The sequence below is a fragment of the Proteiniphilum sp. UBA5384 genome (assembly GCF_002410825.1).
Taxonomy (GTDB): Bacteria; Bacteroidota; Bacteroidia; order Bacteroidales; family Dysgonomonadaceae; genus Proteiniphilum.
Genome location: NZ_DHOS01000002.1, coordinates 171,005 through 197,973 on the forward strand (window position 1 = coordinate 171,005; position 26,969 = coordinate 197,973).

A 26,969-nucleotide genomic window follows, 5' to 3' on the forward strand; every position below is an offset into this window, starting at 1 on the left:
AATGCTCCACGACAGAAAGGCGCTTTGCTTCATAGGGTTGCTGCTTATAATTCTTTATCCCTCTTATGGGGTAAAGGCTCAGGCTTTCACGGAGGATTCTCTCGTTTTAGAGATAAAGGAGTCAACGGTCAACGTACAGGTCATAAGCCATATACTAAAGATTGCCAATCTGTCGGAAAAGGTGTTCCAGGGCACAGTCCTGTTGGATCCGCTTTCTGATCTTCATCCCCTTTCACGGGAGGAACAGGAGCTCTCGGTGGTGCCGGGAGACAGTGCTTTCATTGCTTATCGCTTAGTAGTGGGACGCGATCTTGGGGCCGGAAGGAAAACCATCAGGTACCTCATCCTTGACGGGAAGAAGGAAAGCGTATTGGCGCGGGAAACATATATCGATATTGAAGAAAGGGAGCAGATATACCTTTCGGTCAGTGATGCCCCATTGATGGTTCCCCAGGACGGGGACTCGGTAAGGATAGATGTAACGGTGAATAATAGCGGCAACACCTCTCAGGAGGTGACATTGGTATTCAATGTGCCTAACCTGCGCGAAGTATCTCCTTTTACCGAAATGAAATTTACGATGGTTCCTATGGAACAAAAAAGGGTTACCTACAGTTTTATACCCAGCGCTAACCTTCTCTCATCGGGACAGTTCCCCGTACATATAACCGGGATGAAAGGGAAGGAGAAAACCATTTTTGGCAGCAAAACCCTTACAGTGCAGAATATTTTTACCAACAGGAGGTATGTGGATACCAATCCCGCTTTCAGATTGTACCCGGGACAGGGAACGGCCGATAATTCCCTTACACTCAGCTACCGCCAGTATAATTCATCATCGCATATGATGCAATTGCAGGGTGGCGGATACATAAATCTGCCTGCGGGCTATCTTCACCTGAAAGGAAATATATATAAATACAGTACCGTGCAGGATCCCATGATTACCAATACCGCATTGATGTATAAGCTCGATGAAAACGAATTCACCATCGGTAATGTGAGTGAGCAAATGGAGTTGCCCTTGTTCGGAAGAGGTGCCAAAGCGATGTTGTCGACTGGTGATCGGCAAAAGACACTTACTTTTGGAGCAGTCGATCAGAATTTCAACCTGATCGGATCGCAGCCATGGTTTACTGACTACTACTCTTTCTACGTGGAGGGGGCGCTGGGTGCCAATAATTCCGACAGAGGCATGAAAGCGACCTATATCTACCAGAAAAATCCGTATGAAAAGGCAACCTACAATGTGGGAGGATGGCAATGGAGAAATGTGATAGCCAAAAATTGGAACGTCCAATTGGCTGCATATGCTGCTTTGAGTGACTATGAAAATCAGCCGGGAGCAAAATTTTCCGGTGCGGCGGAATTCAGGTACAGGGGTAGTTTCCCTTCGGGATTCTTGCTTGACGGATCGGGCTATTATAGCGATGGTTATTTCCCCGGGAGCAGAAAAGGCACACTCTCCCTTACACAGGGGGCCAGCAAGAGATTGTCGGAGAAGATACATCTCAGCGGTAGTATCGGTTACACCCGGACAGCTCCAAAATCGTATGCCTACAACTATACCTACCATTCGGAAAACAGCTATGGAAGTCTTATGCTGTCACTGCCACAGTTAAGAAGGGTCTCTACGTCACTCTCTTACCGGTATCAAGGGGAAAATTCACCCTCTTATGCTTCATGGCTGGGAGAGGAAAATACCTCGGGGAATGTACGGATGGCCTCCCATCGGATGGGATGGCAGTGGAGATGGCAAAGCCCCAATGTCAGGCATTCCCTGCTCGGTACGCTGGAAGTAGGATTGTATGCCGATCCTTTAGGAAATAACCGGATGGGGCAGGGAAAGACTACCCTGAATTATTCATACCGCGGAGTGATGATGGAGACTTCATACCAGAAAGGTGCTTACTATCTGTATGAGTATATGATGGCGAAACAACAGGGCAAGCAGTTCGACCGGTTTACTGCTTCGGTATCCACCAACCAGCAGATATCAAAAAAACTCTCTTTTTCCTCGGGCTTTAATTTCAGCCATGATGTATACCAGGGTAGCGTGCCGTCGGCAAACCTTACTGCGAATTTCATGGCGAAAGATAACATCTCTTTTTTCGCGAATGCTTACTGGTACCGCTATCATTTTGTCAATCCTACCAATATATTCAATGTGCAGGTGGGAATAACCTGGAATTTCAGTAAGGCGCAACCCATGAAAGGACGGAAGAGTAGGGTGACCGCGCAGGTCTATTACGACCACAATGCCAATAATCGCTATGATGAAGGAGATGAACCGGCCATCGGTTATCTGCTGAATATTGATAATAAAGCATTTATCTCGGATAAAAATGGTAAAGTACATTATTCACAGGTACCTTATGGAGAGTATAGTGTGAAGCCGATGCAGTCGGGCCGTTGGTTTTTCGGTCGGAAAGACATCACCGTCAGCAGTGGTAGGACATCTGTTTCTATTCCCCTTACACAGAGCGGTACATTACGGGGGAGGATAACCTACATCATCAATGAGAATAGCGTGGAAATCATGCCGAGATATGAAGGTGTCCGGTTTATGATAATGAATGCTGATGAGGTAATCATACAAACCACTGTTACAGGGGCGGACGGGAAATTCATCACTTTCCTGCCCATGGGAACGTATACCGTCACACTCGATAAAAAGACATTACCCGAACATGCCGATTGTGAAGATTTTAGCCGGGCTGTAAAAATAGAAGCCGGTAAAACGATGAAGCTCGATCCTTTCAAAATCGAAGTAAAGGAGAGAAAAGTGAATATGAAACGTTTTTTTACTGCAGAGTAATCCTTATATATTTTCCTTTATACCACCTCACTTCCATATAATCTCCGTTGAATTAGTGGCTGAAAATATTTATATTGTAAACAAATATGTTGACAAAAATGTTGTCTTTGTATTATGAACAGGATAGGACAATATATTGAATCTCTCATTAAAAAGAACGGATGTCGTCAATCCGATGTGGCAAGAGAAATAGGAGTATCGCGCCAGTCGCTTAACCACATTATCGTGGGAAAGCGGGAATTGTCCATGCCATTAGCGCTAAAGTTGGAATCCTTTTTTAATCTCCCGGAAGGAGAGCTCCTGAAAATGCAGGTGGAAGAGAGTGTGGATGATTACAAAAAGCAGCTTAAACGGAAATTGGTAGACGCGTTGTCTAAGGTCAATGCCTTCTGGTCTTATGCCGATGTAACTTCAGAAAATATTCCTGATGAAGAACTAATCGAGAAAACTTTTACTTTTCTCGACCTGAAGGATATCGCCTTGCTGTTTGAATTATATCATAGGGATTATATCCGTAAGGTATGGAGGAAAAATATGGCTGTGCAAGGTGATTCTCTTTTTAATTTGAATGTGATGATTGCCATGTATTATTTCAATATCAAGCAGCCTGAGGAATATTTGAAGAGAGCGGAACAGGCACATGTAAAACATTTATTGGATTATGCGTAAAGGATTGACAAAAAAATAGAGAGCATTATTGAGCCGATTGCGGGAATGGAGAACATCAAACCTTATATTCTTGCAGGAGGAACCGCGCTCTCTATCCAATTAGGGCATCGCAAGAGTGATGACTTGGATTTTATGATGTGGCGCATATCAAAAAAAGAGAAACCCGAAGTGCGTTGGACTTCAATAGAGAAAGAGTTGAAAGAAAAAGTCGGAGAAATTGAAAATTTCAATATGCTCGGCTTTGATCAGGTTGAATTCGTGGTAAAAGGGGTTAAATTCTCGTTTTATGTGAATGATAATTATAATCCTGTCTCAGAACCCGTTTCTTATTTAGGGAATATCCGGCTTGCCGATGTATATTCGATTCTGGCAATGAAATTGGAAGTAATGCTGAGACGGGCAAAAATGAGGGACTACTATGACATCTATGCTATTCTCAAAGAGGGTTGGGATATATCCATAGGAATTGAAAAGGCCCTGAAATATTCGAGGTATAAGCTGAGTACCAAGAATATTGTGATGATGTTGTTGTCTGACAGGCTTATGCCGGATGAGCATTTTCAACAGCTTGAACCTAAATACGATGTAACCAAAGAAGAAATGCGTATCTATATATTACAGAGATTGAAAAATGCAGATTTGATCTGATTTTGTTAAATTTTACCTTTTCACTCATCCTTTTTCTTTTTCCCCGTGTCTACTATGAAGAAGCGATAATAAGCTTTCAAAAGTGTTAAATCAGTATCTGTAAAAAGAAGAGATGAAGGCAGCTATTGTATTGTGAAAGAGGCTATTTTTAGAGAGATCAAATTCTTTTAATGTCTAATTTTTAATATGTAGAACAAACCATGGGAAAAATTCCAATGAAAAGGCGATGGATAATTCTGATGTCGCTCTTTGTGCTGGGGACTGTAATCAGCCCGGCTCAAAAAGTGAACTTGAATTTCAGCCAAACAAATCTGAGAACTGTACTGGAAAGTATAACCCGGCAGACAGATTACACCCTGGCATTTAGCAAGGAAGCAGTGGATCTGAATGATCTTGTAACTATCAGAGTGACTGATACCGATCTTATACAGGTATTAGACCAGCTGTTTACATCCCGTAATATCGGTTACGAGCTGAGGGATAATAAGATTTATATTTTTGACAAACCCACTGTTGCAATAACGCAAACGCAGCAGCCCCAGCCACAGGAAATACGCCTGAACGGGCGGGTGACCGATGAGAACGGCGATCCCGTCATCGGTGCCAATATTTCCATTCCGGGTACCGCTATTGGCACGATTACTGATGTGGATGGAAATTTCTCCTTGTCGGTGCCGAGAGGTGCTGTACTTCGCGTGTCGTATATCGGTTATCTGGAACAACAATTCACAATTACCAATCAGACCATGCTCGACGTGCAACTGCAGGAAGATGCTGAACAGCTCGATGAATTGGTGGTAATCGGTTATGGCGTGCAGCGCAAGAGCGTAGTGACGGCAGCCATCAGCCGTGTGACGGCCGAGGAGTTGAATATCAATCGGCCCTCACGCGTGGAAGATGCATTGAAAGGAAAAGTGTCGGGTGTGCAGATCACCCAAAGTTCGGGGCAACCCGGTTCCGACTCCAAAGTACGTATCCGCGGTATCGGTACGGTGAATAACAGCAACCCACTTTATATTGTGGACGGAATGCAGGTGGGAGGAGGTATCGACTACCTCAACCCGATTGATATACAATCGGTTGAAATCCTGAAGGACGCCGCTTCAGCAGCCATTTATGGAACCCGCGCTGCCAACGGTGTGATATTGGTTACCACAAAAAGTGGCAGTGGTGCCGGAAAGCCGGTAGTGAACTATGACATGACGTACGGATGGCAAAGACCATGGAAGTTGAAAGATGTGTTGAATGCTACTGATTATATGGTGCTGATGAACGAGAACAAGATAAATGACGGCAATGCCCCGATTTATTCCAATGAGGCCATCAGGAATGCAGGAAAGGGTACCAACTGGCAGAAAGAAACCTTCAATTATGACGCTCCGGTACAGAATCACCAGGTGAGCGTGAACGGAGGCAACCAGCATGGATCCTATTTCCTTTCGTTTGGTTATTTCAGCCAGGACGGTATTGTCGGCGGTAACTACGGCGTGTCGAATTTCGAACGGTACAGTGTCCGTACCAATTCCAACTATCAGATATTTGAAACCAAAGAGCGTTCTTTCCTCAATAAGGTGAGGGTGGGTGTAAATGTGGGGTACTCAAGGACCAAAAGTTCGGGTATCGAGCCCAACACCGAGTATGGTTCCGTGCTGGGTAGTGCGCTGGGATTTGATCCGACAGTGCCGGTGTTTGCCGACGACGCCACGGCTGAGAAGATACTGGCAGACTATCCTACTGCCATTGTCGATAAAAACGGAAGGGTATACTCAATTCCGCCCGCTAAATTCCAGGAACTGGCTAACCCTGTCGCTTTCTTAAACCGCCCCCGGTCGGAAAGGGGTAACGCAGATAAAATTGTAGGTACTTTCTTCGGGGAAATAGACATCCTTCCCTCACTGAAATTCAGGAGCAGCTATGGTGTCGATTTGGCTTTCTGGGGAAATGACGGCCATGAGTTCCCTTATTTTCTTGCCTCACAGGGTAAGCATATTACCCAAAGTTCCGTATGGAGCGAAATGAACCGCGGTTATCAATGGCAAGTGGAAAACTATTTCACCTGGACGCAAAAGTTGGGCGATCTGCACAACGTGACGGCTGTACTCGGACAGTCGGCCATGAAATATACCAAGCGGCATTTGCGCGGGAGTGATTATGACCTGCTCGAACTGGATCCCAACAAGGCGAATATAGATTCTGCCATTGGTGACAGGGATAAAGAACGTATTTACGGAAATACCGGCGGGATTGATTTCGAGTCGTTGGCGTCCTATTTCGGACGTGTCGATTATAACTATGCCGAACGTTATATGGTGCAATTCACGCTGCGCCGCGATGGCTCGTCCAGATTCGGACCGCAAAACAAATGGGCACTTTTCCCCGCTGTCTCCGTAGGGTACAATCTGATGAACGAACCATTTATGGAGGATGTACGGCCTGATTGGTTCGACATGTTCAAACTACGTTTCTCCTATGGGCGTAACGGAAACGAAAATATCGGAAACCTGCGCTATGCGGCTTTTATTGATAGCGGTCAGAACTACTATTTCGGTGGCGGATACAATGTGGCCACCGATTCGAAATCGGGCACCATGCAGGACGGTCAATCACCCGCAGCACTTCCCAATGCCTACCTGGGGTGGGAAAAATCGGAACAGACCGATATCGGCTTCGATGCTTACTTCCTGCGTAACAGGCTCAATGTCGGCTTCGATTATTTCAAGAAAAAAACGATCGGCATGTTGATGGATGTGCCCATCCCTGCATATGTGGGACAAGGCGCGCCGGTAGGTAATGTGGGAACCATGGAAAACAACGGGATTGAAATAGAACTCGGCTGGAAACATCGGGTCGGTGATTTCAACTATTTCATCGGTGCCAATGCATCCTATATGAAAAACAAACTGGTGAAGCTGGGGAATGAATCCGGTGAACAGGTCTATGAGAATGCCGCCGCTTCGGGCGTAGGTGATTTCATTAAAGGCCAGAATGGTGAAGTGTGGCCCTTCTTCTACGGATTTAAGACGGATGGGCTTTTCCAGAACCGACAGGAGATAGATGCCTACGTCAATGAGGAGGGAGAAAAAATGCAACCCAGTGCCCTTCCCGGCGATGTGCGTTTTGTGGATTACAACCAGGATGGCATCATCGATGACAATGACCGCACAAAAATTGGAAAGGGTGCACCCGATTGGACTTTTGGAATGACGTTGGGTGCCGAATACAAGAATTTCGATTTGAACCTCTTCTTCCAGGGAGTGACCGGAAACGACATCTTTGATTTTGCCGTGCGTGGTGACATCGCTCCAATGAACCGTCCCACATGGGCGCTCGAACGCTGGCATGGCGAGGGAACTTCCAATAAGATTCCGCGTATGACGGAAACGAATGCCAACGCCAATTGGCGCTCGTCGGACCTCTATATCAAAGACGGTTCTTATCTCCGCCTGAAAACAGCCCAATTGGGTTATACCCTGCCGGTGGAGTGGACAAAAAAAGTCTCTATCCAGAAGTTGAGGATGTTTGTGTCCGGTGATAACTTGCTCACCTTTACCAAATACCAGGGTTACGACCCGGAAATTGCTACCGGTGAAAATTATAACCGTATCGGTGTGGACCGTGGCGGTTATCCGCAGGCAAGAACCTTCTCTTTAGGGGTGAATGTTTCTTTTTAACGAATTATAAATCAGAGTAAAATGAAAAAATATATATTTTTAATGCCGTTTATAATCCTTATGGGGTTTATCTTGATGACCTCATGCGGCGATGATTTTTTGACGGCCGGTTCCACCGAAAAGAAATTGGCCGGTGATGAGGCTACCGAAGAGGTAATCCTTGCCAACCTGGCGTCGGCTTACCAGATCTTACTGTTCGACAGTTATGCCAACCAGAATTATAACAGCGTGTTGCTGATGTCCGACCTGCGTTCGGATGATATCTATAAAGGCGGGGAAAATCCCGGTGATCAGCGCCCATTGTATCTTCTGGCTACGTTCAATTCTAACAGCAGGGAAACATTGGGTGGGCTTTGGAGTATTTATTTCACCGGGTTGGCCCGTACCAACAATGTGTTGTTGGCCTGTGAAAACGTGACAGGTGTGGCTGAGAGCCAACTGAACCAATACAGGGCGGAGGCACATTTCCTGCGTGCCTATTATGTGCACCTGCTTTGGAAATTCTGGGGCAATATTCCCTATTTTGAAGAACCATTGAACAAATCTCCGTTTATGGCAGCACAGCTCGATGCCGACGAGATTTATCAGAAGATCATGGCGGATATCGATTTTGCTGCTACCGAAGGATATCTCCCGATGAAAAGCACGGTGATCGGCAGGGTAAACAGGGCAGCCGTACTGATGCTGAAAGCACGGGTGGTACTTTACCAGAAAGATACCGCCAGGTATCCGGAAATAACCAAGGATATGGCGGCGATCATAAAAAGTGGGCAGTACGACCTGTTTGAGGATTTCGACGCGATGTGGCTCGATGAAAATGAATTTTGTAAAGAATCCATTTTCGAAAGCAACCAGTTGCCCGAAGGCAAGAGATGGGACAGCGGATGGCAAGGGTATGGGACCAACCTCCCGGCCTTTATCTCGCCGAACGGATTAAAAGACCCCGACAAAATATTCAAGGAGGGATGGAGTTTTGGTCCGGTACGCCCGGAAGCCTATGCCATGTACGAACCGGGAGATACCCGGCGCGACGGTTCCATCAACGATTGGAGTGGTGTTGTGTATACTTCCCGCTTTCAGGATACCGGCCTGTTCATGCGCAAATATGCAGCGCGCGAAGGGTACAATCCTCCTCCGGGAGACCAGGACCTGAACTACGCCAACAACCTGCGTCTTTTCCGGTATGCCGAAACATTACTGAACTATGCCGAACTGGTTACCCTAAGCGGGCAGTCGCCGGTGGACGGCATAACAGCACAGGATTGCCTGGACAAAATCCGTTATCGGGCTTTCGGAAAAGCAGCTTCAATCCCCGCCACTGCCCAAAACATAAAGTTGGAGCGCAGGCGCGAATTTCTGGGTGAAGGCATGCGTTTCTGGGATCTGGTGCGCTGGGGTGATGCCACACAGGTGCTCACCGAAGTGAATGAGGAATATAACGCTACGCGTACTTTTTCCGAATGGATGAAGCATATTCCTATTCCCCAGTCGGAAATCGATAAAACCAAAAATACCGATTTTGAATTGAAACAAGTGGGTCAATGGAATTAAAAAAATTGAAAATAAATATTTTAATCGTATGAAAAAAATATATGTAATACTTCCCCTGTTGCTCCTGTTTGTGCTGGGAGCATGCTCACCTGAAGAGTACGACCGGTTGGATCCTGACGCGATTCCTCTTGTTTCGGGATTGGAAGATGCCATCGTGATCACGGTGGACGAGGAAACCAATACAGTTACATTCAAATTGGATAAGCCCGGGTACAGTCCGGTCTGGATTTTTGAAGATGATAAGTATGCTGCCGAAAATGACTTTCAAAGGATATTCCCCAAAGCGGGTGATTATACTGTCGAAATGAAAGTATCCAACCGTAACGGGATAAGCGACGGATCGGTTACCAAGACATTCCATATCGAGAAATCGTTGATAACCGGTTTCGGTGGATTTGTGTACGATTCGGAATACAACCTTTGGAAAAGCGCCACGGTAGATGATCCTACATTCTATTATGCGCCGGGTTGGGAACCAATTGATGATCCCGCCTACTCGTTGAGCGGTACCGCCTATACTGTCACTTTGCCGACTGCCACAAGCGATACCTGGCAAGCACAAATGATGATGAAGACAAACATAAGCGCCAATGCCGCCACGAACTATGACTTCTCGGTGATCCTGACCTCCACGAAGGATCATCCGGGTGTGACGGTTAAACTGACGGATGCCGCCAGTGACGATTCTTTCTTCTTTCAAGAGAAAATCGAACTGGAAGCAAACCAGCCCAAGTGTTTTTGGATGAGTGATATGCCGGGTATCGACATGGCGGCTATAAAACTGGTATTCGACTTTGGAAACAATGTGGCTGATACCGAGGTGAGAATAGAAGATATCGTATTGAAAGATCATGCCAACGACGACGGCACCGTAGTGCCCGATCGGGATGCTTTCGATGAAGGACGTACCCTGGATGCCGGTGAATACACTACAGGTATCGTGGGAAAATGGACATGGGAACCCACTACCCAGGGACACTTTGGTTGTGGTGAAACTTCGGACAATCCTACAGGCTGGTGGAGTGCCGCACCCAATGAGAAAAAAGACTGGGGCTTGTATGATGACATGATGACTTTTGGAGCAGATGGCTCGTATCTGTTTGATCCGGGTGAAGGTGGTGAAATATATGTGAATATGAATTGTTCGTTCCACCACGAGCTTTATCTGGATGATGAAGAGGACTATTTAGTCCCGGTAGAACCGCAGACGGCAACTTATGAACTTGTGGAAGAAGCAGGAGTTCATTACTTGAAACTCCCACCCAAAACCCTATTCTCTTATATGCCTTCGGATGATGTCTACGATAATCCGAAGTATAAGATCACAAAGATGACGACTACCATGATGGAACTCTCATCGACGGGTGAAGGGATTTCGTGGAAATACCGTCTGAAAAAAGTAGACTAATGGATAAACCAATACCCGGGTAGTTATTGATAAAACCCGCTATCCGGGTATTTTATTAAAAAAACAATGAATAGAATGACTGGTATACTATTGATTCCGCTATTGGTTTTGCTCGGTTGTGGAGACAGCGGCAACGAGCCGGAGCCAACACCATCCAATGTAACCATTACGGTTTCACCCGAGATGTTAGATTTGTCCGCTTCGGCAGGTACTGAAAATATTACTGTAAATGCAAACGCCGAATGGGGTATTTCATCGGGTCAGGGTTGGTGCAAAGTTTCTCCCTCAGGGGGAGTTGCCGGAAATACCGTGGTGAAGGTTTCGGTCGAAAAGAATTCATCGGGACAGCCGCGAATTGCCACGCTGACTTTTACATCGGGCAAATTTTCACAACCATACATAGTTACCCAAGAAGGGCTTGTGCAGCCGGTTGATATACCTACACCTCCCGGTTATAGCTTGGTCTGGCAGGAAGAATTTAACGAATCCCGGTTGTCGGACGGAAGAGCACCGTTGTTGAATACCGAGGAATGGTGGTATGAAAACTTGGCGCAGGGTGCAGTGAACAATGAATTGCAGACTTACGTCGGTGGATTTTCGGGTACCGATACGGTGGCCTCTGTCTACGATGGTACGCTTAAGATTGTGGCACGGAAGCAGGGGGACAAGGTTATTTCAGCACGCGTCAATACCAATGAAAGTTGGACCTATGGCTATTTCGAAGCCCGCCTGAAAGTACCGGGTGGTAAAGGTACCTGGCCTGCCTTTTGGATGATGCCCAAAAATTTCAATAATTGGCCCGATGATGGCGAGATCGATATCATGGAATATGTAGGGTTTGACCCTAACGTAGTGCACTCTTCCATCCATTGCAAGGCATATTATCACTCTATCGGCACACAAAAGACCGGTACAAAAAAAATAACCAATGCCGAAACCGAATTCCATGTCTATGCGGTGGAATGGACATCTGACTATATAAAGGGATTTGTGGACGGTGAGGAATATTTTCGTTTCGATAATGATAAAAAAGGAAATAAAGATACCTGGCCTTTCAATGCGCCGTTCTACCTGAAACTCAACCTCGCCTGGGGAGGCGACTGGGGTGGAAATGGAACACAGGATGTGGATGAAACCAAATTGCCGGCAACGTATGAGATTGATTACGTGAGGGTGTTTCAGAAGAATTAAATGAATGTGCCAATGGTTCAATATGCCAATTAAATTAATTATTAAATCATTGTGCCATTCAATCTCAGTAGTCTCACATTAATCATAATAATCGAATGAAAAGAATCAGTTTTGTACTCGTGTCAGTACTCCTGTTGGTTGCCTGTAACGGGGGAAATAAGAAAGGATCCGGCTTGGGGCTGGATGCCGGTATCGAGAAAAAGATCGACAGTATCATGGCGAAAATGACGCTGGAGGAGAAGGTGGGGCAGATGGCGCAATTCACTCTCGATGTGATCGGGAAAGGAGGGAATCTTTATTTCAGCGATGAGCCTTTTGAAATCGATCCTGCTATGCTCGATACGGTAATTGGCAAATATAAGGTGGGATCGATCCTGAATACTGCCAATAATAGAGCCCGTACTACCGAAGTATGGGAAAACATAATTCGTGCCATACAGGGAAGGGCATTGGCGGAGACCGGTATTCCGGTGTTGTATGGTATAGATGCGATTCATGGGACTACCTATACCGCAGGTTCCACTCTCTTTCCCCAGGGTGTTGGGATGGCCGCTTCATTTAATACTGACTTGATGAAGGAGGGCTCACGTATTACAGCGTATGAAGCCCGGGCCAGCAATATCCCCTGGACTTTTGCACCTACGATGGACCTGGGAAGGGATGCCCGCTGGTCGCGCCAGTGGGAGAGTTACGGAGAGGATGCCTATCTCAATGCCCGGATGGGTCTAGCCTCTACACTGGGATTTCAGGGTGAGGATCGTAATAATGTAGGAAGTCATCATATTGCCGCCTGTACTAAGCATTATATGGGTTATGGTGTTCCTGTATCCGGCAAGGACCGTACTCCGGCGCTTATCTCCGAAAGTGAGTTACGCGAGAAATATTTTGAACCTTTCCGTACTTCTATCGTAGAAGGGGGAGCACTGTCGCTGATGGTCAACTCGGGTATTATCAACGGTGTATCTACCCATGCTGATTATAGGTTGTTGACCGAATGGGTGAAAGAGGATCTCGCTTTTGACGGTGTGATTGTGACCGACTGGGCCGATGTGCAGAATCTGCTCTCCCGCGACCGGATCGCCGTCGACTATAAAGGGGCGGTGAAAGCGGCGATCAATGCCGGCATCGACTTGGTAATGGAACCCTATAACCTTACATTTTGTCCTGTTTTAGTGGAATTGGTGAATGAAGGTGAAGTCCCGATGGCGCGGATCGATGATGCAGTACGGAGGGTATTGCGGTTAAAATTCCGTTTGGGGCTTTTTGAACGTCCCTACTGGTCGCGTTCCGAATATCCTGACTTTGGTAGCAATGAGAGTGAAGCTATGGCGAAAGCAGCTGCGGATGAGGCGATCACCTTGTTGAAAAATGAGAATAATATCCTTCCGCTGCCGGTCAACGCCCGTATCCTGGTGACAGGGCCGAATGCGCACTCAATGCGTACCCTCAACGGTGGATGGAGTTACTCGTGGCAGGGGGAAAAGACCGAAGAGTTCGCACAGGACTACAACACCATCTACGAAGCGTTGCAGAATAAATTCGGTGCAACGAATGTGAGATATGAACCGGGTATTACTTATAAGATGGATGGGCAGTACTATGAGGAAAATACCCCTGAGATCGGGAAAGCTGTAACTGCCGCTGCCGGTGTCGATTATATTGTGTTGTGCGTGGGCGAGAACTCCTATTGCGAAACGCCGGGTAACCTAGATGAACTCTCCCTGTCGGAAAACCAGACCGCCCTTGCGTTGGCATTGCAGAAAATAGGGAAACCGGTGATACTGGTCCTGAATGAAGGACGACCGCGCCTGATCCGCAAAATAGAACCGGGATCTAAAGCTGTGCTCCAACTCTACCTGCCGGGCAATTTCGGGGGAGATGCGCTGGCCGATATCCTCGCCGGAGATGTCAACCCGAGTGGGAAATTGCCGTATACCTACCCGAAATTCGAGCAGGGGTTAATCACCTACGACCATAAACCGGGACAGAATATCGATGGTAAAATGGAAGGTGCTTATGATTATGGGGCACAGACATCGGTACAGTATCCCTTCGGATTTGGATTGAGTTACACCACCTTTGAGTACGGCAATTTGACGGTTGATAAGCCCGATTTTGTGTCGGGCGATCTGCTAACCGTTACCGTGGATGTGAAAAATGGTGGAGCCGTAGCCGGTAAGGAATCAGTATTACTTTTCAGCAGTGATATGGTGGCTTCACTTTCACCTGATGTACGCCGTCTGTGCGCATTTGAAAAGATATCGCTCGAGCCGGGTGAAACTAAGACAGTGACATTACAGCTGGCAGCCGACGATCTTGCCTTTGTCAATGAGAATGGCATATGGACACTTGAGGCGGGCGAGTTTAAACTGCAGGCGGGCGATCAGATTGCGATGGTTAATTGTATGAAGACCCGTATTTGGGATACTCCCAATAAATGAAATAATTGATGTTCTAAACCAGAAATCATAGACATACAATAAAAATTTTCCTGCGGCGGTTGAATAAAGATCCGGATACCTGTCCATATAAAATGGCAGAGAGTGCGTTTTTGCACAGCGCTATATCGCTTCGCCTGAAACCTGTGAAGATATTGTGCAGGATACTTTTTTCAATGTGTGGAAAAATCGAAAAAAATCAAGGTCACCCCTTCTTTTAGGAATTTGCTGATTATCAGTGTAAAAAGCACTTGTATATATTATCTCCGGAAGCAATGCTCAATACTGTGTTGAAGCAGATATCCGAAAATGTCAGGAAAGCGTTCGAATTAAGCCGGTTTGAAAATAAAATTTTAAATACATTTTGTTATATTTGTTTCGGATTATTGATCCACAGAATAAAAATTGATTCTAAACAGTTTTGGGTCTCTGAAGAAACAAAATTAAGTCCAACTGTTTCATCCCATTTTTTGAACGGAGGAAACGTTCCGGGATACTCAATTTTAAAAACCCTGATTTCTGGCTTTTTGCTCTGATTTTTATATCTAAATATATAATCGCATGAACATAATAAAAAAAACGGGTGTTTTGATTGCCGCAATTGTAACAATTATGAATTTGAATGCACAAACTATTGCAGGGGATTGGAAAGGCACTTTATCGGTGCAAGGAATAAATCTGGAGTTGATCTTCCATTTTGCTGGAGAAGACGGGAATTTATCAGGGACGTTGGATGTGCCAACGCAGGGGGCTGGCGGCATACCGGTGGATGTGATTAAACTATCGGGTAATGAGGTGAAGCTGGGGGTGACAGCACTACAAATCGTTTATAATGGGGAGCTGGGGGATGACACTATTACGGGAAATTACGAACAGGCGGGGACGTCTCTTCCATTGATCCTGCAGCGTTTTGAAAGCAAATTGCCGGGTAATCCTGATCTGGTGACGAGCGAAGAGGAGTTGGGTAGACTAGCCGGCCTTGACAAGGGAAATTATAAATATAGTGTAGCCGATTATTTTGTACGTCCGAATGCGTCCGCTTTCCAGCTCTCACCCAATGGCAAATATCTGTCATACAAGGAAAAAGATGGTCTTAAGAATCATGTCTATATCAAAAATATTGCCTCCGGGGAGGTGATCCGTGCCATTGAGGAAAAAGAAGAACCCATCAAAGGGTACGGATGGATCAACGACGAGCGGTTGTTTTATGTGATGGATAACGGTGGAAATGAGAATTATCATATTTATGCAGCAAATATCGATGGCGCAAATCCACGTGACCTCACTCCCTTTGAAAATGTGAGGGCAGGTATTATTTCTATCCTGAAAGATCAGAAAGATTATATCATCATATCGATGAACAAAGATAATCCACAGATATTCGAACCGTATAAACTGAACGTGGTAACGGGAGAACTGGAGAAACTCTATGAAAACACTGACGTGGCCAACCCTATCCAGGGGTATGATTTTGATAAAGAAGGGAATTTGCGCGGATACACCAGGATGGTAAACGGAGTGGAGATGGAGTTCTATTATAAAAATAGGGAAACGGGGGAATTCGAATTGAAGAAAAAGACCAACTGGGACGACAGTTTCGGAATCGTGGCTTTTAATTACAATACACCCGATCCCGACGATGCCTATGTAGTGACTAATCTCGATGGAGATAAAGTCCGCATCGTTCTCTATGATTTGAAGAATAACCGTGAAATCAAAGAGATTTTTTCGAATCCCCAGTATGATGTGTCCGGTATGAGCCTTTCCCGTAAACGGAATTGGGAGATCGATTATTTCAGTTATGAAGGTGAAAAATCGGAGATTATCCCGGTGAGCGACCTCTACAAGGAGATCGATACCGGAGTGAAAAAGAACTTCCCCGGAAAGATTTATGGTATTGCCGATTATGATGATGACGAAAATACCTTCCTGATCATCCTCCAGAGCGATAAGCTTTATGGGACTTATTACGAGTATGATGTAAAAACAAAACAGTTTAGCCTGCTGTACGACCTGATGCCGCAACTGAAGGAAGAGGATATGGCGGAAATGCGTCCTATCACCTTTACGAGCCGTGACGGGTTGACGATCCATGGCTATATCACCCTCCCGAAAGAAGCGCTACAAGGCAAAAAAGTGCCTATGGTGGTGAATCCTCATGGCGGTCCTCAGGGAATCCGTGATTCATGGGGTTTTAATCCTGAAACACAGTTGTTCGCCAGTCGTGGCTATGCCACCCTGCAGGTGAACTTCCGTATCTCCGGCGGATATGGCAAGGAATTCCTGCGTGCCGGATTCAAACAGATCGGCCGGAAAGTGATGGACGACGTGGAAGACGGTGTGCGCTACGCTATCGCCCAGGGGTGGGCAGACGAAGGCAAAATTGCGATTTATGGCGGTAGCCATGGCGGTTATGCTACCCTGATGGGGCTTGTGAAAACCCCCGACCTGTATACCTGCGGAGTAGATTATGTGGGTGTATCCAATATCGAGACTTTCTTTTCATCATTTCCCGAGTACTGGAAACCACTCACTGAGATGGTGAAACAGATATGGTACGACCTGGATAATCCCGAAGAGAAGGTTATAGCCCGTGAGGCTTCACCGGTCTACCAGATCGATAAGATCACCAAACCGGTCTATGTGGTGCAGGGAGCCAACGATCCGCGTGTGAATATCAACGAGTCGGACCAGATTGTGACGGCACTGCGTGCGAAAGGACTCGAAATTCCCTATATGGTGAAATATAACGAAGGGCATGGCTTCTATCGGGAAGAGAACCGTATGGACTTTTATAGTACTATGCTGGGATTTCTGGCGAAATATTTGAAATAGAAAAAGCAGCTAATTCAATGCTGTGGAGATTTGTTATTCAACCGTATGCCGAAACCTAACATCAGGTAATTCGGCGTATCGAAATTCTGCAGGTTGTATCCTATATGTATAAATGAGTGGCGTGAAACTTTTATTTTTAGCGCCAGTATTTGGTATAACCCTTTCAGGTCGCCCCCACGATGAATGACATTGGCGCCGATACCCACCCCTAAGTCAAAAAAGGGCATTACGTATTCGGCCCGTGCAGAGAGTCCCAATGCCAACTGTTTATTCAGTGCGGGTTTATAGAATGTATAGCCGGGGTTATCTTCTCCCATCCCGATGATATAATCTTCGGTATATACATTGGCACTGCTGTCATACACACCGTCGAGCGATGCTCCCACCCGCAGCCTGTACCCCAGGTTGTACATAGGGTTGAAGTTAAATCCCAGTACGGTGTACTTATCGGGTGAAGCCATTTGCTCATTGTTGAAGAAAACTCCTTTGCGCCGCCAGGAACCGAACAAAACTATATCATAATTGACGTGGTGGGGAAAATCACGTGTATAAGTGACATTGCGCAGGCCGTTTGTAAGGGAGTTCTGTTGCCGGTTGATATTATAGCTGATCCCCACTTTCGCATCTGCAGTATTCAACCCTGCATTCGGGAATTTGGTGTTTCCGTTGGAGAAATGGGTAAGGGTAATCCCATAAATCAGGTCGAAATGACGGGAAAGGTACTGTCTGAAATAAAAATTCATATTCATATAGGCATTGACTTTCGATCCGACCATCCCGTTATAGGAATTATTATAATAATCGTAGGGATGCCAGCCCGTAGAAATACCGAAGTTCCATTCGTAGTCGAACGACAATTGACGGCCTATATTGAAAAGGGTGGAGCCTTGAAACAGATAAATCGCTTTGGGATCGCCTATCTCGCGGGAATTACCGAAACTATAATAGGCAAGGCCGATCCCCTGGTACGCCCCCCGGTATATTTGGCCGGTACGGCTATCGGGATGAAACTGGAAGGAGTATTTGAGATGGGTGGAACGGGTATATTTGATTGGTCGGGATTGTTCGTTTACCCCCCTCAGAAAGTCATTGGTACGAATAATATAGCCCGGTCGTTCCTCTATCTCCAGCCTATGGATAAGTGTTCTCCGGTTTTTGGTGACCGAATCGATACGAATCTGTGACATCACATTGTGTATCGTCGCAAAGAACAAAAAGAAGAATAACAACGTACCTCTGCTAATTACTATTTTGTACATGCCCCCTAATATGGTAAATTTTATATCCTGCATCCTGCATCTCACATCCTTTCGGGTACCTCTATACCGAATAGTCCCATTCCTTTTTTTATGGTAAGAGCGATATTTTTTGATAATAACAAACGGAAATCACGTAAGGAGGTGTTCTCCTCACGAAGGATAGGAAAATCATGGTAGAACTGGTTGAACTCTTTTGCAAGGTCATAGACATAGTTCCCGATAAGGGAGACATTGTATTCGGCACCTGCCTGTTTTACAACAGCATCGAATTCGGCAAGGAGTTGTACCAATCCCTCTTCTTTTTCAGCAAGGAGAAGGGTATAATCCGGTTTTTCCGGAATGGCAATGCCCTGCTCGGCGGCCTTACGCAGGACTGATTGGATACGGGCGTGTGTATATTGTATAAATGGTCCCGTATTCCCGTTGAAATCGATAGATTCCTTTGGGTTGAAAGTCATATTCTTCTTCGGATCCACCTTCAGGATAAAGTATTTGAGGGCACCCATGCCAACCATTTCCGCAATCTTATCGGCTTCGTCAGTAGGGATACCCTCCAGCTTACCGAGTTCCCTTGATGTTTCACGGGCGGTTTCCACCATCTCCGTCATCAGGTCATCGGCATCCACTACAGTTCCTTCGCGTGATTTCATTTTCCCTTCAGGAAGTTCTACCATGCCATAGGAAAAGTGTACCAGCCCTTTTCCGAACCCAAAACCCAGCATATCAAGCAGGATTGAAAGCACTTGGAAATGATAATTCTGTTCATTTCCTACCACGTAGATCATGGTGTTGATCGGATAATCGTCGAAACGTAGCTTAGCAGTGCCGATGTCCTGGGTCATATAGACCGAGGTGCCGTCGGCACGTAATAGTAACTTATGATCCAGCCCGTAGGGAGTGAGGTCGGCCCATACCGATCCATCTTCTTTCCGGTAGAAAAGTCCTTCGTCGAGGCCACGCAGCACCTCCTCTTTCCCTGCTAGGTAGGTTTGCGATTCGTAATATATCTTATCGAAAGAAACCCCCATACGGTGATATGTCTCGTCGAACCCGGCATATACCCATTCGTTCATCCGCTTCCATAAGGCGACGGTCTCTTTGTCGCCGGCCTCCCATTTCCGTAGCATCTCACGCGCTTCAGCCATCAATCGGGACTGCTCTTCCGCTTCCTCTTTCGACAGACCTTTGCCCTGTAAAGCCGCCAATTCTTCTTTGTATTTTTTGTCGAATAGCACATAATAATCGCCGATCAGGTGATCCCCTTTTTTCTCCGAGGACTCGGGTGTTTCACCGTTCCCCCACTTCTGCCATGCCAGCATCGACTTACATATATGGATACCCCGGTCGTTGACGATATTAGTTTTTACTACCCGGTTACCATTGGCTACAAGTACTTCACACAATGAATGTCCCAACAGGTTATTCCGCACATGTCCCAGATGAAGAGGCTTATTGGTATTGGGAGAGGAGTATTCTACCATATAAAGGGGGGCATCATCAGTAGCAGGAGTAAAACCATAGTCGGGCTGTGTATCTATCTCTTCGAGTAACCCGATCCATGCTCCCGATGTGATCTCCAGGTTCAGAAAACCTTTGATTACATTGTATCCGGAGACAATGCCGGCGTTTTCCGCAAGCCAGGCACCTATCTCTTCTGCCGTTTCTTCCGGCTTTTTCCGGGAGATTTTTAATAGGGGGAAGGTCACCAGTGTATAGTGTCCCTTAAATTCCTTTTTTGTTTTTTGAAGCGTGATCTGCGACGTGTCCATGTCGCTATGGTAAAGCTCTCTTATTGCACGGATAATGATTTCCTGAAGATGATTCTCGATCTGCATATCTTAATTGCTGTTTTAGAGACACAAAAGTATGAAAATTTTTGCAAATTGTGGAAAATGGAGTGTAAACTTAAACAGGGATAGCATCAAAAGTGTCTCTATAATTGCATTTATTGCAAAATTCAGATGTTTTATCTCTGATTCTATTACAAATAATATTGTGGATTCCTTTTTGAATCACTTGTATACCACGATTGAAAGATGTATGCAAGAGCCAATGATGCTGAAGTGTCCCATTATCGGGATTCTACAAGGTTGGAAATAAACGCTATACTATGACAACATAGTGGCGCTTGGACCGCCTTTAAAGGAAGATAGTGCGCGCTTATGCGTTTTTTACAATATCCTGAATAACCAGCCCCGACAGGGTGAAGCCGAATACAGCAGTTACCTGTACCATGGTGCCGTTGGTTTGTGCCTTGTGGAAACTGCCATTCTCGTTGGCATCGGGTAGAGCTTCCTCTCCTTTGTTGGAGAGCCGTTCCTCGCTATAGACGCACAGGATAGGCTTATGCAACCCGCTTCCTTTACGTATGCGTTCACGCAAAGCAGATGCCAGTTTGCAACCACGTACTTTCCAGAATTCAGCGACTTTTATCTGTTGCGGGTTTATTTTGAGGGCTGCTCCCATGGAGGAAAAGACAATGGCATTGCTTTGTGCGGCGGTAGTTAGCAGATGTGCTTTATGTCCGAGTGAGTCGATGGCATCAATCACATAATCGTATTGTTCCAAATGAAACGAAGCGGACGATTCTTCACTGTAAATCTCCGGGATGGCGTGGATGGTGGCATGGGGATTGATTTCCTGTACCCGTTTTTTCAACACTTCCACTTTCAATTCGCCGATGGTTTGGGTAGTGGCGGGTAGTTGCCGGTTGATGTTGGCAACGGCCACCCTGTCGGAATCGACCATTGTCAGGTGCATGATCCCACTGCGGATTAACCCCTCGGCGCACCAACTGCCGACGCCGCCGACACCGAAAAGAATCACCTTTTTCCCGGCGAGCGACTGCATTGCTTCCTTGCCGAGCAACAGTTCCGTACGGGCAAATAACTCGTTGTACTCCATTCTTTTTTCAAATAGCGCACAAAAGTAATATAATTACTCAAACAAAGAATGCATCTATATTGTAATATTGCAGTTATTCGCGTTCGCTCAATTCCAGCCAACGCATTGTTTTTTCGTCTATTTGTTCCATGAGTGTGGGCAGCCGGTTAGATTTGGTCATCAGCTCCTCTGTGGAGAGGTTGCCGGAGGAGAGTTCATTGATAATTCGTTCTTTTTCCGTTTCCATCTGCTCAATTTCCTGCTCCAGCGAGGCAAACTCCTGCTTTTCCTTGAAGGTGAGTTTTTTATTCTCTTCCGATTTTTTTCGGTAGGAGGTTGATTCTTGTGGCGGTACGTATGCCTTTGCCTCTTCAGTCTCCTTTTTCTCCTTCACCGATTTCCAATCGCGGTATTGGGTATAATTACCCGGAAAATCCTGGATTTGGGCGTTGCCGTGGAAGACCAGCAGGTGGTCCACCACCTTGTCCATAAAATAGCGGTCGTGCGACACCACGATCAGGCATCCCTTGAAGCCTGCAAGATACTCTTCCAATATATTCAACGTGAGGATGTCAAGGTCGTTGGTCGGCTCATCCAGCACCAGAAAATTGGGATTTTTGATCAGCACGGTGCAGAGATAGAGTCTTCGTTTTTCACCTCCACTCAGCTTGTATACATAATTATGCTGCTTCTCCGGCGGGAAGAGAAAGTGCTGCAGGAACTGGGATGCGGTCAGGTGGTGCCCGTCTCCCAGGTCGATTACCTCGGCAATCGCCTGTACCACATCAATTACTTTTGTTTGTTCGTTGAATTGCAATCCATCCTGGCTGTAATAGCCGAAATTGACCGTCTCTCCAATATCGAAATACCCACTGTCGGGGGCCTCCATTCCCAGTAGCATCTTCACGAAGGTGGATTTTCCGGTACCGTTATTTCCCACGATACCCATCTTTTCATACCGGCTGAAAGTGTAATTGAATTTCTCGGTGATCCTGATGTCGCTGAACCGCTTGCTCACTTCTTTTGCTTCGAATATCTTTTTCCCGATGTAACTCCCCTTGGCAGATAAACGGATACTCTGCTCCTGCTGCTTTTGTTGTGCCTTCTCTTCGAGCGAATAAAACGCATCGATGCGTGACTTGGCTTTCGTACCCCTTGCCTGTGGTTGCCGACGCATCCAGTCCAGTTCCTTCCTCAGCAGGTTCCTGGCTTTGTCGGTCTCGGCATTTTGTGCCATCACCCGTTCATCCCTTTTTTCCAGGTAGTAGGAGTAATTGCCCTTATAAGAAAAAAGTTGTTTTTCATCGATTTCCAGAATCTGGTTACAGACCCGGTCGAGGAAATAACGGTCGTGTGTGACCATCAACAGGCTGATGTTGTTGCGGGTGAGATGACCTTCGAGCCACTCCACCATTTCCATGTCGAGATGGTTGGTAGGCTCGTCCATGATCAGCAGCTCCGGCTCACTGATCAATACATTGGCCAGCGCCACCCGCTTTGCCTGCCCACCCGAGAGTTCCCCCATCTTCTGTTGAAAATCGGTAATCTTTAGCTGGGTCAATATCTGCTTGATCCGCTGTTCATAGTCCCATGCATTGTGGAGGTCCATCTGTCCAAGCAATTCGTCTAGCCGGGCGTGGTTGCCTGAAGCAATCACCTCTTCGTAACGGGCAATCAGCTTCACCGTTTCGCTGTCGGTACTGAAACAGGCGTCCAATACTGTCACCTGGGGAGTGAAAGCTGGCGACTGTTCCAGATAGGCCAGCCGGATATCGTTGCGGAACACTACCCTTCCGCTGTCATACGGTTCCTTACCGGTCAGGATATTCAACAGGGTAGTTTTGCCCGAGCCGTTCGCGGCGATCAATCCTATTTTCTCACCTTCGGCGATGCCGAAAGAAAGTTCACTGAAAAGCAGGAGGTCTCCGAAACTTTTGGTCAGCTTATCGATCTGAAGTAGTGGGCTGGGCATGTCTTATTTGATTTTGCGATCAAAAGTACAAAAAAAATCGCAGCCTTAAAATACCCACCTGAGATAACTGAAAAGATCGGTCCTGTGGTTTCCCTCTATTAGTTCAGTGCCGCTGCCGATAATGTCCCGGTTGAAATAGCGCGTATGTCCCAATTTGACGGAGAAAGAGAGGTGAGCCGTGATCGCGTATTTTACGGAAAGTGCCAGCCGGTAACCCTTACCGTAAAACGAAGGCATATAGAAAGTATTGAGCAGGTTGCGTTCGTAAGAATAAAGCCGTGCAGCGTAAGTATCGGCATGAAACCATGCCAGATAGGCATCTCCCGTGAATGTTCCTTTACCGCGGTAGCCGATATTTTGCGAGAACATCCACCCGTTTTCGGCAGAGAAGTGCGTCTCTTTGTAGTGCGCTACATCTGCAGTGGTACGGAAATTCCATCCAGTACGCAGATCCCGCGAGTACCGTAGACGGAACTTGTGGGTGGCATAGGGGAGCACTGACCGGCTGTTCTTGTCGGGCCATGCGGCATTTTTTTCTTTTTGATTGTATTTATAACGCCCCTCCAGCGACGACTGGCGCGAGAAAGCATAGGTTCCCAGAAAATAGAGATCCACCGCATTCGACGGAGTGCTCACATTCGATTTAGGCCATGGAAACCGGACAAAATCGACATAGGCCGTCACCGAGAATTTTGCTAAAGGACGGAAGGTAGAACCCAAATACAGCCCATTTTCGTTCTGCACTCTGCTCCCCTCGGAGAAAACCCTGGCATACAGTGCGTTATAGGATATGGGATAGTATCGGTGTAACAGGGAAAACGACAAATTACCGGAATAACGGTATTGTAAGGTGTTCAATGTAGCGACCGCTCCGTTTCCGGCGATAGCCGTTTCTCCTGCAAAGACCAATCCGGGAAACTGGTACGAGTAATCTACGCCCACATTGAAATGGGAAGAGCCTCTTAGCGAATAAAGGTTATAATCCTGTAGGGTAGGGTTATACATTCTGTTATAAGCATAATATACCCCGCTGATACCCACTTGCAGGCGATCTTTTCGGAAGTTGACATTGGCACCCGTAACCTGTTCACGGGTATTTTTTTTCTTTTCAATTTCCAACGGGGTACGATGCAGCCCGTCTTCCTTGAAAGAGGTGATATGCCCTTCGTTGGAAAGGTTGGCATCGATCTTTTTATTAGAATAAAAGGCGGTGATGGAGAAAAAATCCCCCAGTTCAGCTACTGTTGCGATTCCCCTGAAAAAGCCATTTTCAGCGGTAGAAAAATGTCGCTTTGGCTGCTGGGTCCGACGGGCAAGGTTGTCCGTACTCCACGATTTACTGATCATGAAATCGTTATTCAATACCAGTCCCTGTCCAAAAGAGAGACGGTAATCTCCTATGGATACCGTTTTTAGTTTCCATATATCATTGATAATGAGGTGTATGCCATAATGGTCAAACCCCTTTAGCGAATCCGGCCTGAACAGTGGTTCCCCTGCATCTTTTTCTGCTGTGAACCCCATTTGTATCTTGTTTCGGTAACGGAGTGAATAACGGAGTGAAGTATAAAAATCTTCTCCGGCATATTTCTTGTTGGGTTTCTGTGCGAGGACGCTATCGGGAAACTTTCCATATCCGGCGCGGGGTGTCATTGTTTTGTCGAGGCGGAATTGCAGTTCATGACGCCCCTTTTTCAGGATATCGGCCGCCTGTGGATGAAGCTTCTTTCCTTCTACTTCGCCCACGTAAAAAAAGGGCAGGATCGTTTCCACCGTTTTGATGTTGATAAAAGGAACATTCCTTAATTCAAACAAAGTATACAGGGGTCGGTTTTTTTCTAGGAAACGGTAGATGGCATCTGCTTCCTTAAGGGAAAGCAATGGGAAGTTTTCCAGCTGTTCTCGTGTGACCATATTCAGGTTCAGTGGGTTATCCTCCAATTGTAATAACTCTTCATATATGTTTTCAATGGTTGCTTCATTCATCCCCTCCTCTGCCAATTGCTCCACCAGTTTCCGCCAGTCTTCATGCTGTGCCCGAAGGGTGGCGGTATAGATGAAAAAGAAAATAAAGAGAAGGAGGCAGAGATAGTTTTTCATTTGTCCCGATTTTTAGTTGCAACATTCTCATTTGATTTAATTTTAACGTTTCCGATAATTTTTACTTCCCGATCCCGGTGGTGTCTTTATCATCTGTTTTGTAACCACCTACACTCCTCAATGCACATTTTCATCATTCCTACAAAAATAACCAATTTGTTTTCAAATTCCTAAATATTTGATTATTAATTGGTAATATGACAATTTGTTGTAGAAAAGCATAAATCGGTATCTTAATGGCGGGTCTTTTCTTAATTTTAGATCAAAATGTTTTAAATTTGTTTGTTTTATAATCTTTTTGATTATCTTTGTGCCGTCAACGTATCAAAAAGATTTTATTTATCCATTTTTCATTTCAAAAAGATTGATTGTTTTCAGGTTTGGATATCAAATAGATTAAAGATTGTGGGTTATTCATTTAGAATTTAAAAAGTATGAAAAAAATTGGATTATTGATTGTGTTGTATGTAGTGGCGGATGGCATAAGTGTGTCCAGAGCACAAGAAGTAAGTGTATCGGCAGGGGCCGACATTGTGAGTTCATATATCTGGCGTGGGCAGTATTGCGGTCCGGCTGCCGTTCAGCCCGGAATCTCACTTTCAGCAGGTAATTTCTCCGTCGGTGCATGGGGATCTACAAGCTTCGAGAGTAGCTGGCGGGAGTTTGATCTGTATGCCCGCTATTCGATTGGTAATTTCTCAATGCTGGCGACGGATTATTTCTTTCCCCGCAATCTTCCGGACGGCGAAGACCGTGGTTATTTCCAATATGCCGACCATGTTTTCGAGGGGACACTGGGTTATTCATTGGGAGAATCATTCCCCCTGTCGTTGGTATGGAACACCAATTTTGCCGGAGACGATGATTATTCCACTTATATTGAGGCTAGTTATTCCGTGCCCGTGAAAGGTGTGAATATTGACCTGATAGTGGGAGCGACTCCCTGGGAGGGTGCTTATTCTGACGGGTTCGCATTGATCAACGCATCCATAAAAGCCAGTAAAGAAATAGCTGTTACCGGTTCGTTCTCACTTCCCGTCTTTACTCAGGCGATAGTGAATCCCGATACAAGGGATGTTTTTCTGGTTTTCGGTATGAGTTTTTAAATAGCAGGCTCAAGGTATCTTGGTTCTTGTATCTAAATTTTAATTATATGAAAAAAATTGAAGCTATTATTCGCAAATCGAAGTTCGACGAAGTTCGGATTGCATTGCATGAGGCTGACATCGATTTCCTCTCATGGTGGGGGGTGAAAGGTCAGGGAACGGCAAAACAGGGTCTTATTTTTAGGGGAATCGCCTACGATGTCAATGCCATTGAACGTATTTACCTCTCTTTTGTGGTCAGGGAAGTAAACGTGCAGAAATCAATAGATGCCATTCTGAAGTCCGCCTATACGGGTGAAAGTGGTGATGGCCGGATTTTCGTGTCGGCCATCGAACAATCCATCCGGATACGTACAGGTGATCGTGGCGATGAGTCGTTGTACGACAAGGAACAATAGGATGTGGGAATTTTCCCAAAAA

At 46.0% G+C, this 26,969-nt stretch carries 17 protein-coding genes; 12 read left to right on the forward strand and 5 right to left on the reverse strand.

The window, feature by feature from the left end; genetic code table 11:
* Nucleotide 1 precedes the first annotated feature (1 nt).
* The 10 genes from B4G81_RS01750 (at nucleotide 2) to B4G81_RS01795 (ending at nucleotide 17,229) form a co-directional block, all read left to right on the forward strand.
* The gene (locus B4G81_RS01750; RefSeq protein ID WP_294079449.1) at nucleotides 2-2,818 is read left to right on the forward strand and encodes a carboxypeptidase-like regulatory domain-containing protein; all 2,817 of its coding nucleotides are present in this window, start codon (nucleotides 2-4) and stop codon (nucleotides 2,816-2,818) included.
* Nucleotides 2,819-2,932: 114 nt separating this feature from the next.
* Complete coding sequence (locus tag B4G81_RS01755) at nucleotides 2,933-3,487, forward strand: helix-turn-helix transcriptional regulator (protein ID WP_294079451.1); 555 nt, start codon at nucleotides 2,933-2,935, stop codon at nucleotides 3,485-3,487.
* A 45-nt stretch (nucleotides 3,488-3,532) separates the two neighbouring features.
* Nucleotides 3,533-4,135, forward strand: coding sequence for a nucleotidyl transferase AbiEii/AbiGii toxin family protein (locus B4G81_RS01760; RefSeq protein WP_294079454.1), 603 nt, complete (start codon nucleotides 3,533-3,535; stop codon nucleotides 4,133-4,135).
* 200 nt (nucleotides 4,136-4,335) lie between these two features.
* The gene (locus B4G81_RS01765; protein WP_294079456.1) at nucleotides 4,336-7,806 is read left to right on the forward strand and encodes a TonB-dependent receptor; all 3,471 of its coding nucleotides are present in this window, start codon (nucleotides 4,336-4,338) and stop codon (nucleotides 7,804-7,806) included.
* Nucleotides 7,807-7,827: 21 nt separating this feature from the next.
* Nucleotides 7,828-9,357, forward strand: coding sequence for a RagB/SusD family nutrient uptake outer membrane protein (locus B4G81_RS01770; protein ID WP_294079458.1), 1,530 nt, complete (start codon nucleotides 7,828-7,830; stop codon nucleotides 9,355-9,357).
* Nucleotides 9,358-9,385: 28 nt separating this feature from the next.
* Nucleotides 9,386-10,765, forward strand: a complete 1,380-nt coding sequence (locus B4G81_RS01775; protein WP_294079460.1) for a hypothetical protein — start codon at nucleotides 9,386-9,388, stop codon at nucleotides 10,763-10,765.
* A 66-nt stretch (nucleotides 10,766-10,831) separates the two neighbouring features.
* The gene (locus B4G81_RS01780; protein WP_294079462.1) at nucleotides 10,832-11,956 is read left to right on the forward strand and encodes a family 16 glycosylhydrolase; all 1,125 of its coding nucleotides are present in this window, start codon (nucleotides 10,832-10,834) and stop codon (nucleotides 11,954-11,956) included.
* Between the two features lie 95 nt (nucleotides 11,957-12,051).
* A complete protein-coding gene (locus B4G81_RS01785; protein ID WP_294079464.1) occupies nucleotides 12,052-14,397 on the forward strand; it encodes a glycoside hydrolase family 3 N-terminal domain-containing protein in 2,346 nt (781 codons plus the stop codon).
* A gap of 151 nt (nucleotides 14,398-14,548) precedes the next feature.
* Nucleotides 14,549-14,626 carry a hypothetical protein gene (locus B4G81_RS01790; RefSeq protein WP_294079562.1) on the forward strand — a complete coding sequence of 26 codons (78 nt, stop codon included), beginning with the start codon at nucleotides 14,549-14,551 and terminating at the stop codon, nucleotides 14,624-14,626.
* Nucleotides 14,627-14,955: 329 nt separating this feature from the next.
* Nucleotides 14,956-17,229, forward strand: a complete 2,274-nt coding sequence (locus tag B4G81_RS01795; RefSeq protein ID WP_294079466.1) for an alpha/beta hydrolase family protein — start codon at nucleotides 14,956-14,958, stop codon at nucleotides 17,227-17,229.
* Nucleotides 17,230-17,243: 14 nt separating this feature from the next.
* Here the strand turns inward: B4G81_RS01795 and B4G81_RS01800 are convergent, their stop codons facing one another.
* The 5 genes from B4G81_RS01800 to B4G81_RS01820 all read right to left on the reverse strand — a co-directional run bounded on the left by B4G81_RS01800 (nucleotide 17,244) and on the right by B4G81_RS01820 (nucleotide 25,443).
* A complete protein-coding gene (locus B4G81_RS01800) occupies nucleotides 17,244-18,416 on the reverse strand; it encodes an acyloxyacyl hydrolase (RefSeq protein WP_294079468.1) in 1,173 nt (390 codons plus the stop codon).
* Between the two features lie 113 nt (nucleotides 18,417-18,529).
* A complete protein-coding gene (gene argS / locus B4G81_RS01805; protein WP_294079470.1) occupies nucleotides 18,530-20,323 on the reverse strand; it encodes an arginine--tRNA ligase in 1,794 nt (597 codons plus the stop codon).
* Nucleotides 20,324-20,648: 325 nt separating this feature from the next.
* Nucleotides 20,649-21,392, reverse strand: coding sequence for a tRNA threonylcarbamoyladenosine dehydratase (locus tag B4G81_RS01810; RefSeq protein ID WP_294079471.1), 744 nt, complete (start codon nucleotides 21,390-21,392; stop codon nucleotides 20,649-20,651).
* 73 nt (nucleotides 21,393-21,465) lie between these two features.
* On the reverse strand, nucleotides 21,466-23,343 hold the full coding sequence (locus B4G81_RS01815) for an ABC-F family ATP-binding cassette domain-containing protein (RefSeq protein WP_294079473.1): 1,878 nt from the start codon (nucleotides 23,341-23,343) through the stop codon (nucleotides 21,466-21,468).
* A 45-nt stretch (nucleotides 23,344-23,388) separates the two neighbouring features.
* The gene (locus B4G81_RS01820; protein ID WP_294079475.1) at nucleotides 23,389-25,443 is read right to left on the reverse strand and encodes a ComEA family DNA-binding protein; all 2,055 of its coding nucleotides are present in this window, start codon (nucleotides 25,441-25,443) and stop codon (nucleotides 23,389-23,391) included.
* Nucleotides 25,444-25,877: 434 nt separating this feature from the next.
* Here B4G81_RS01820 and B4G81_RS01825 point away from each other — a divergent pair, with 434 nt between their 5' ends.
* Both B4G81_RS01825 and B4G81_RS01830 read left to right on the forward strand, forming a co-directional pair.
* On the forward strand, nucleotides 25,878-26,549 hold the full coding sequence (locus B4G81_RS01825) for a hypothetical protein (protein WP_294079477.1): 672 nt from the start codon (nucleotides 25,878-25,880) through the stop codon (nucleotides 26,547-26,549).
* 47 nt (nucleotides 26,550-26,596) lie between these two features.
* Nucleotides 26,597-26,947 carry a P-II family nitrogen regulator gene (locus tag B4G81_RS01830; protein WP_294079481.1) on the forward strand — a complete coding sequence of 117 codons (351 nt, stop codon included), beginning with the start codon at nucleotides 26,597-26,599 and terminating at the stop codon, nucleotides 26,945-26,947.
* Nucleotides 26,948-26,969 lie beyond the last annotated feature (22 nt).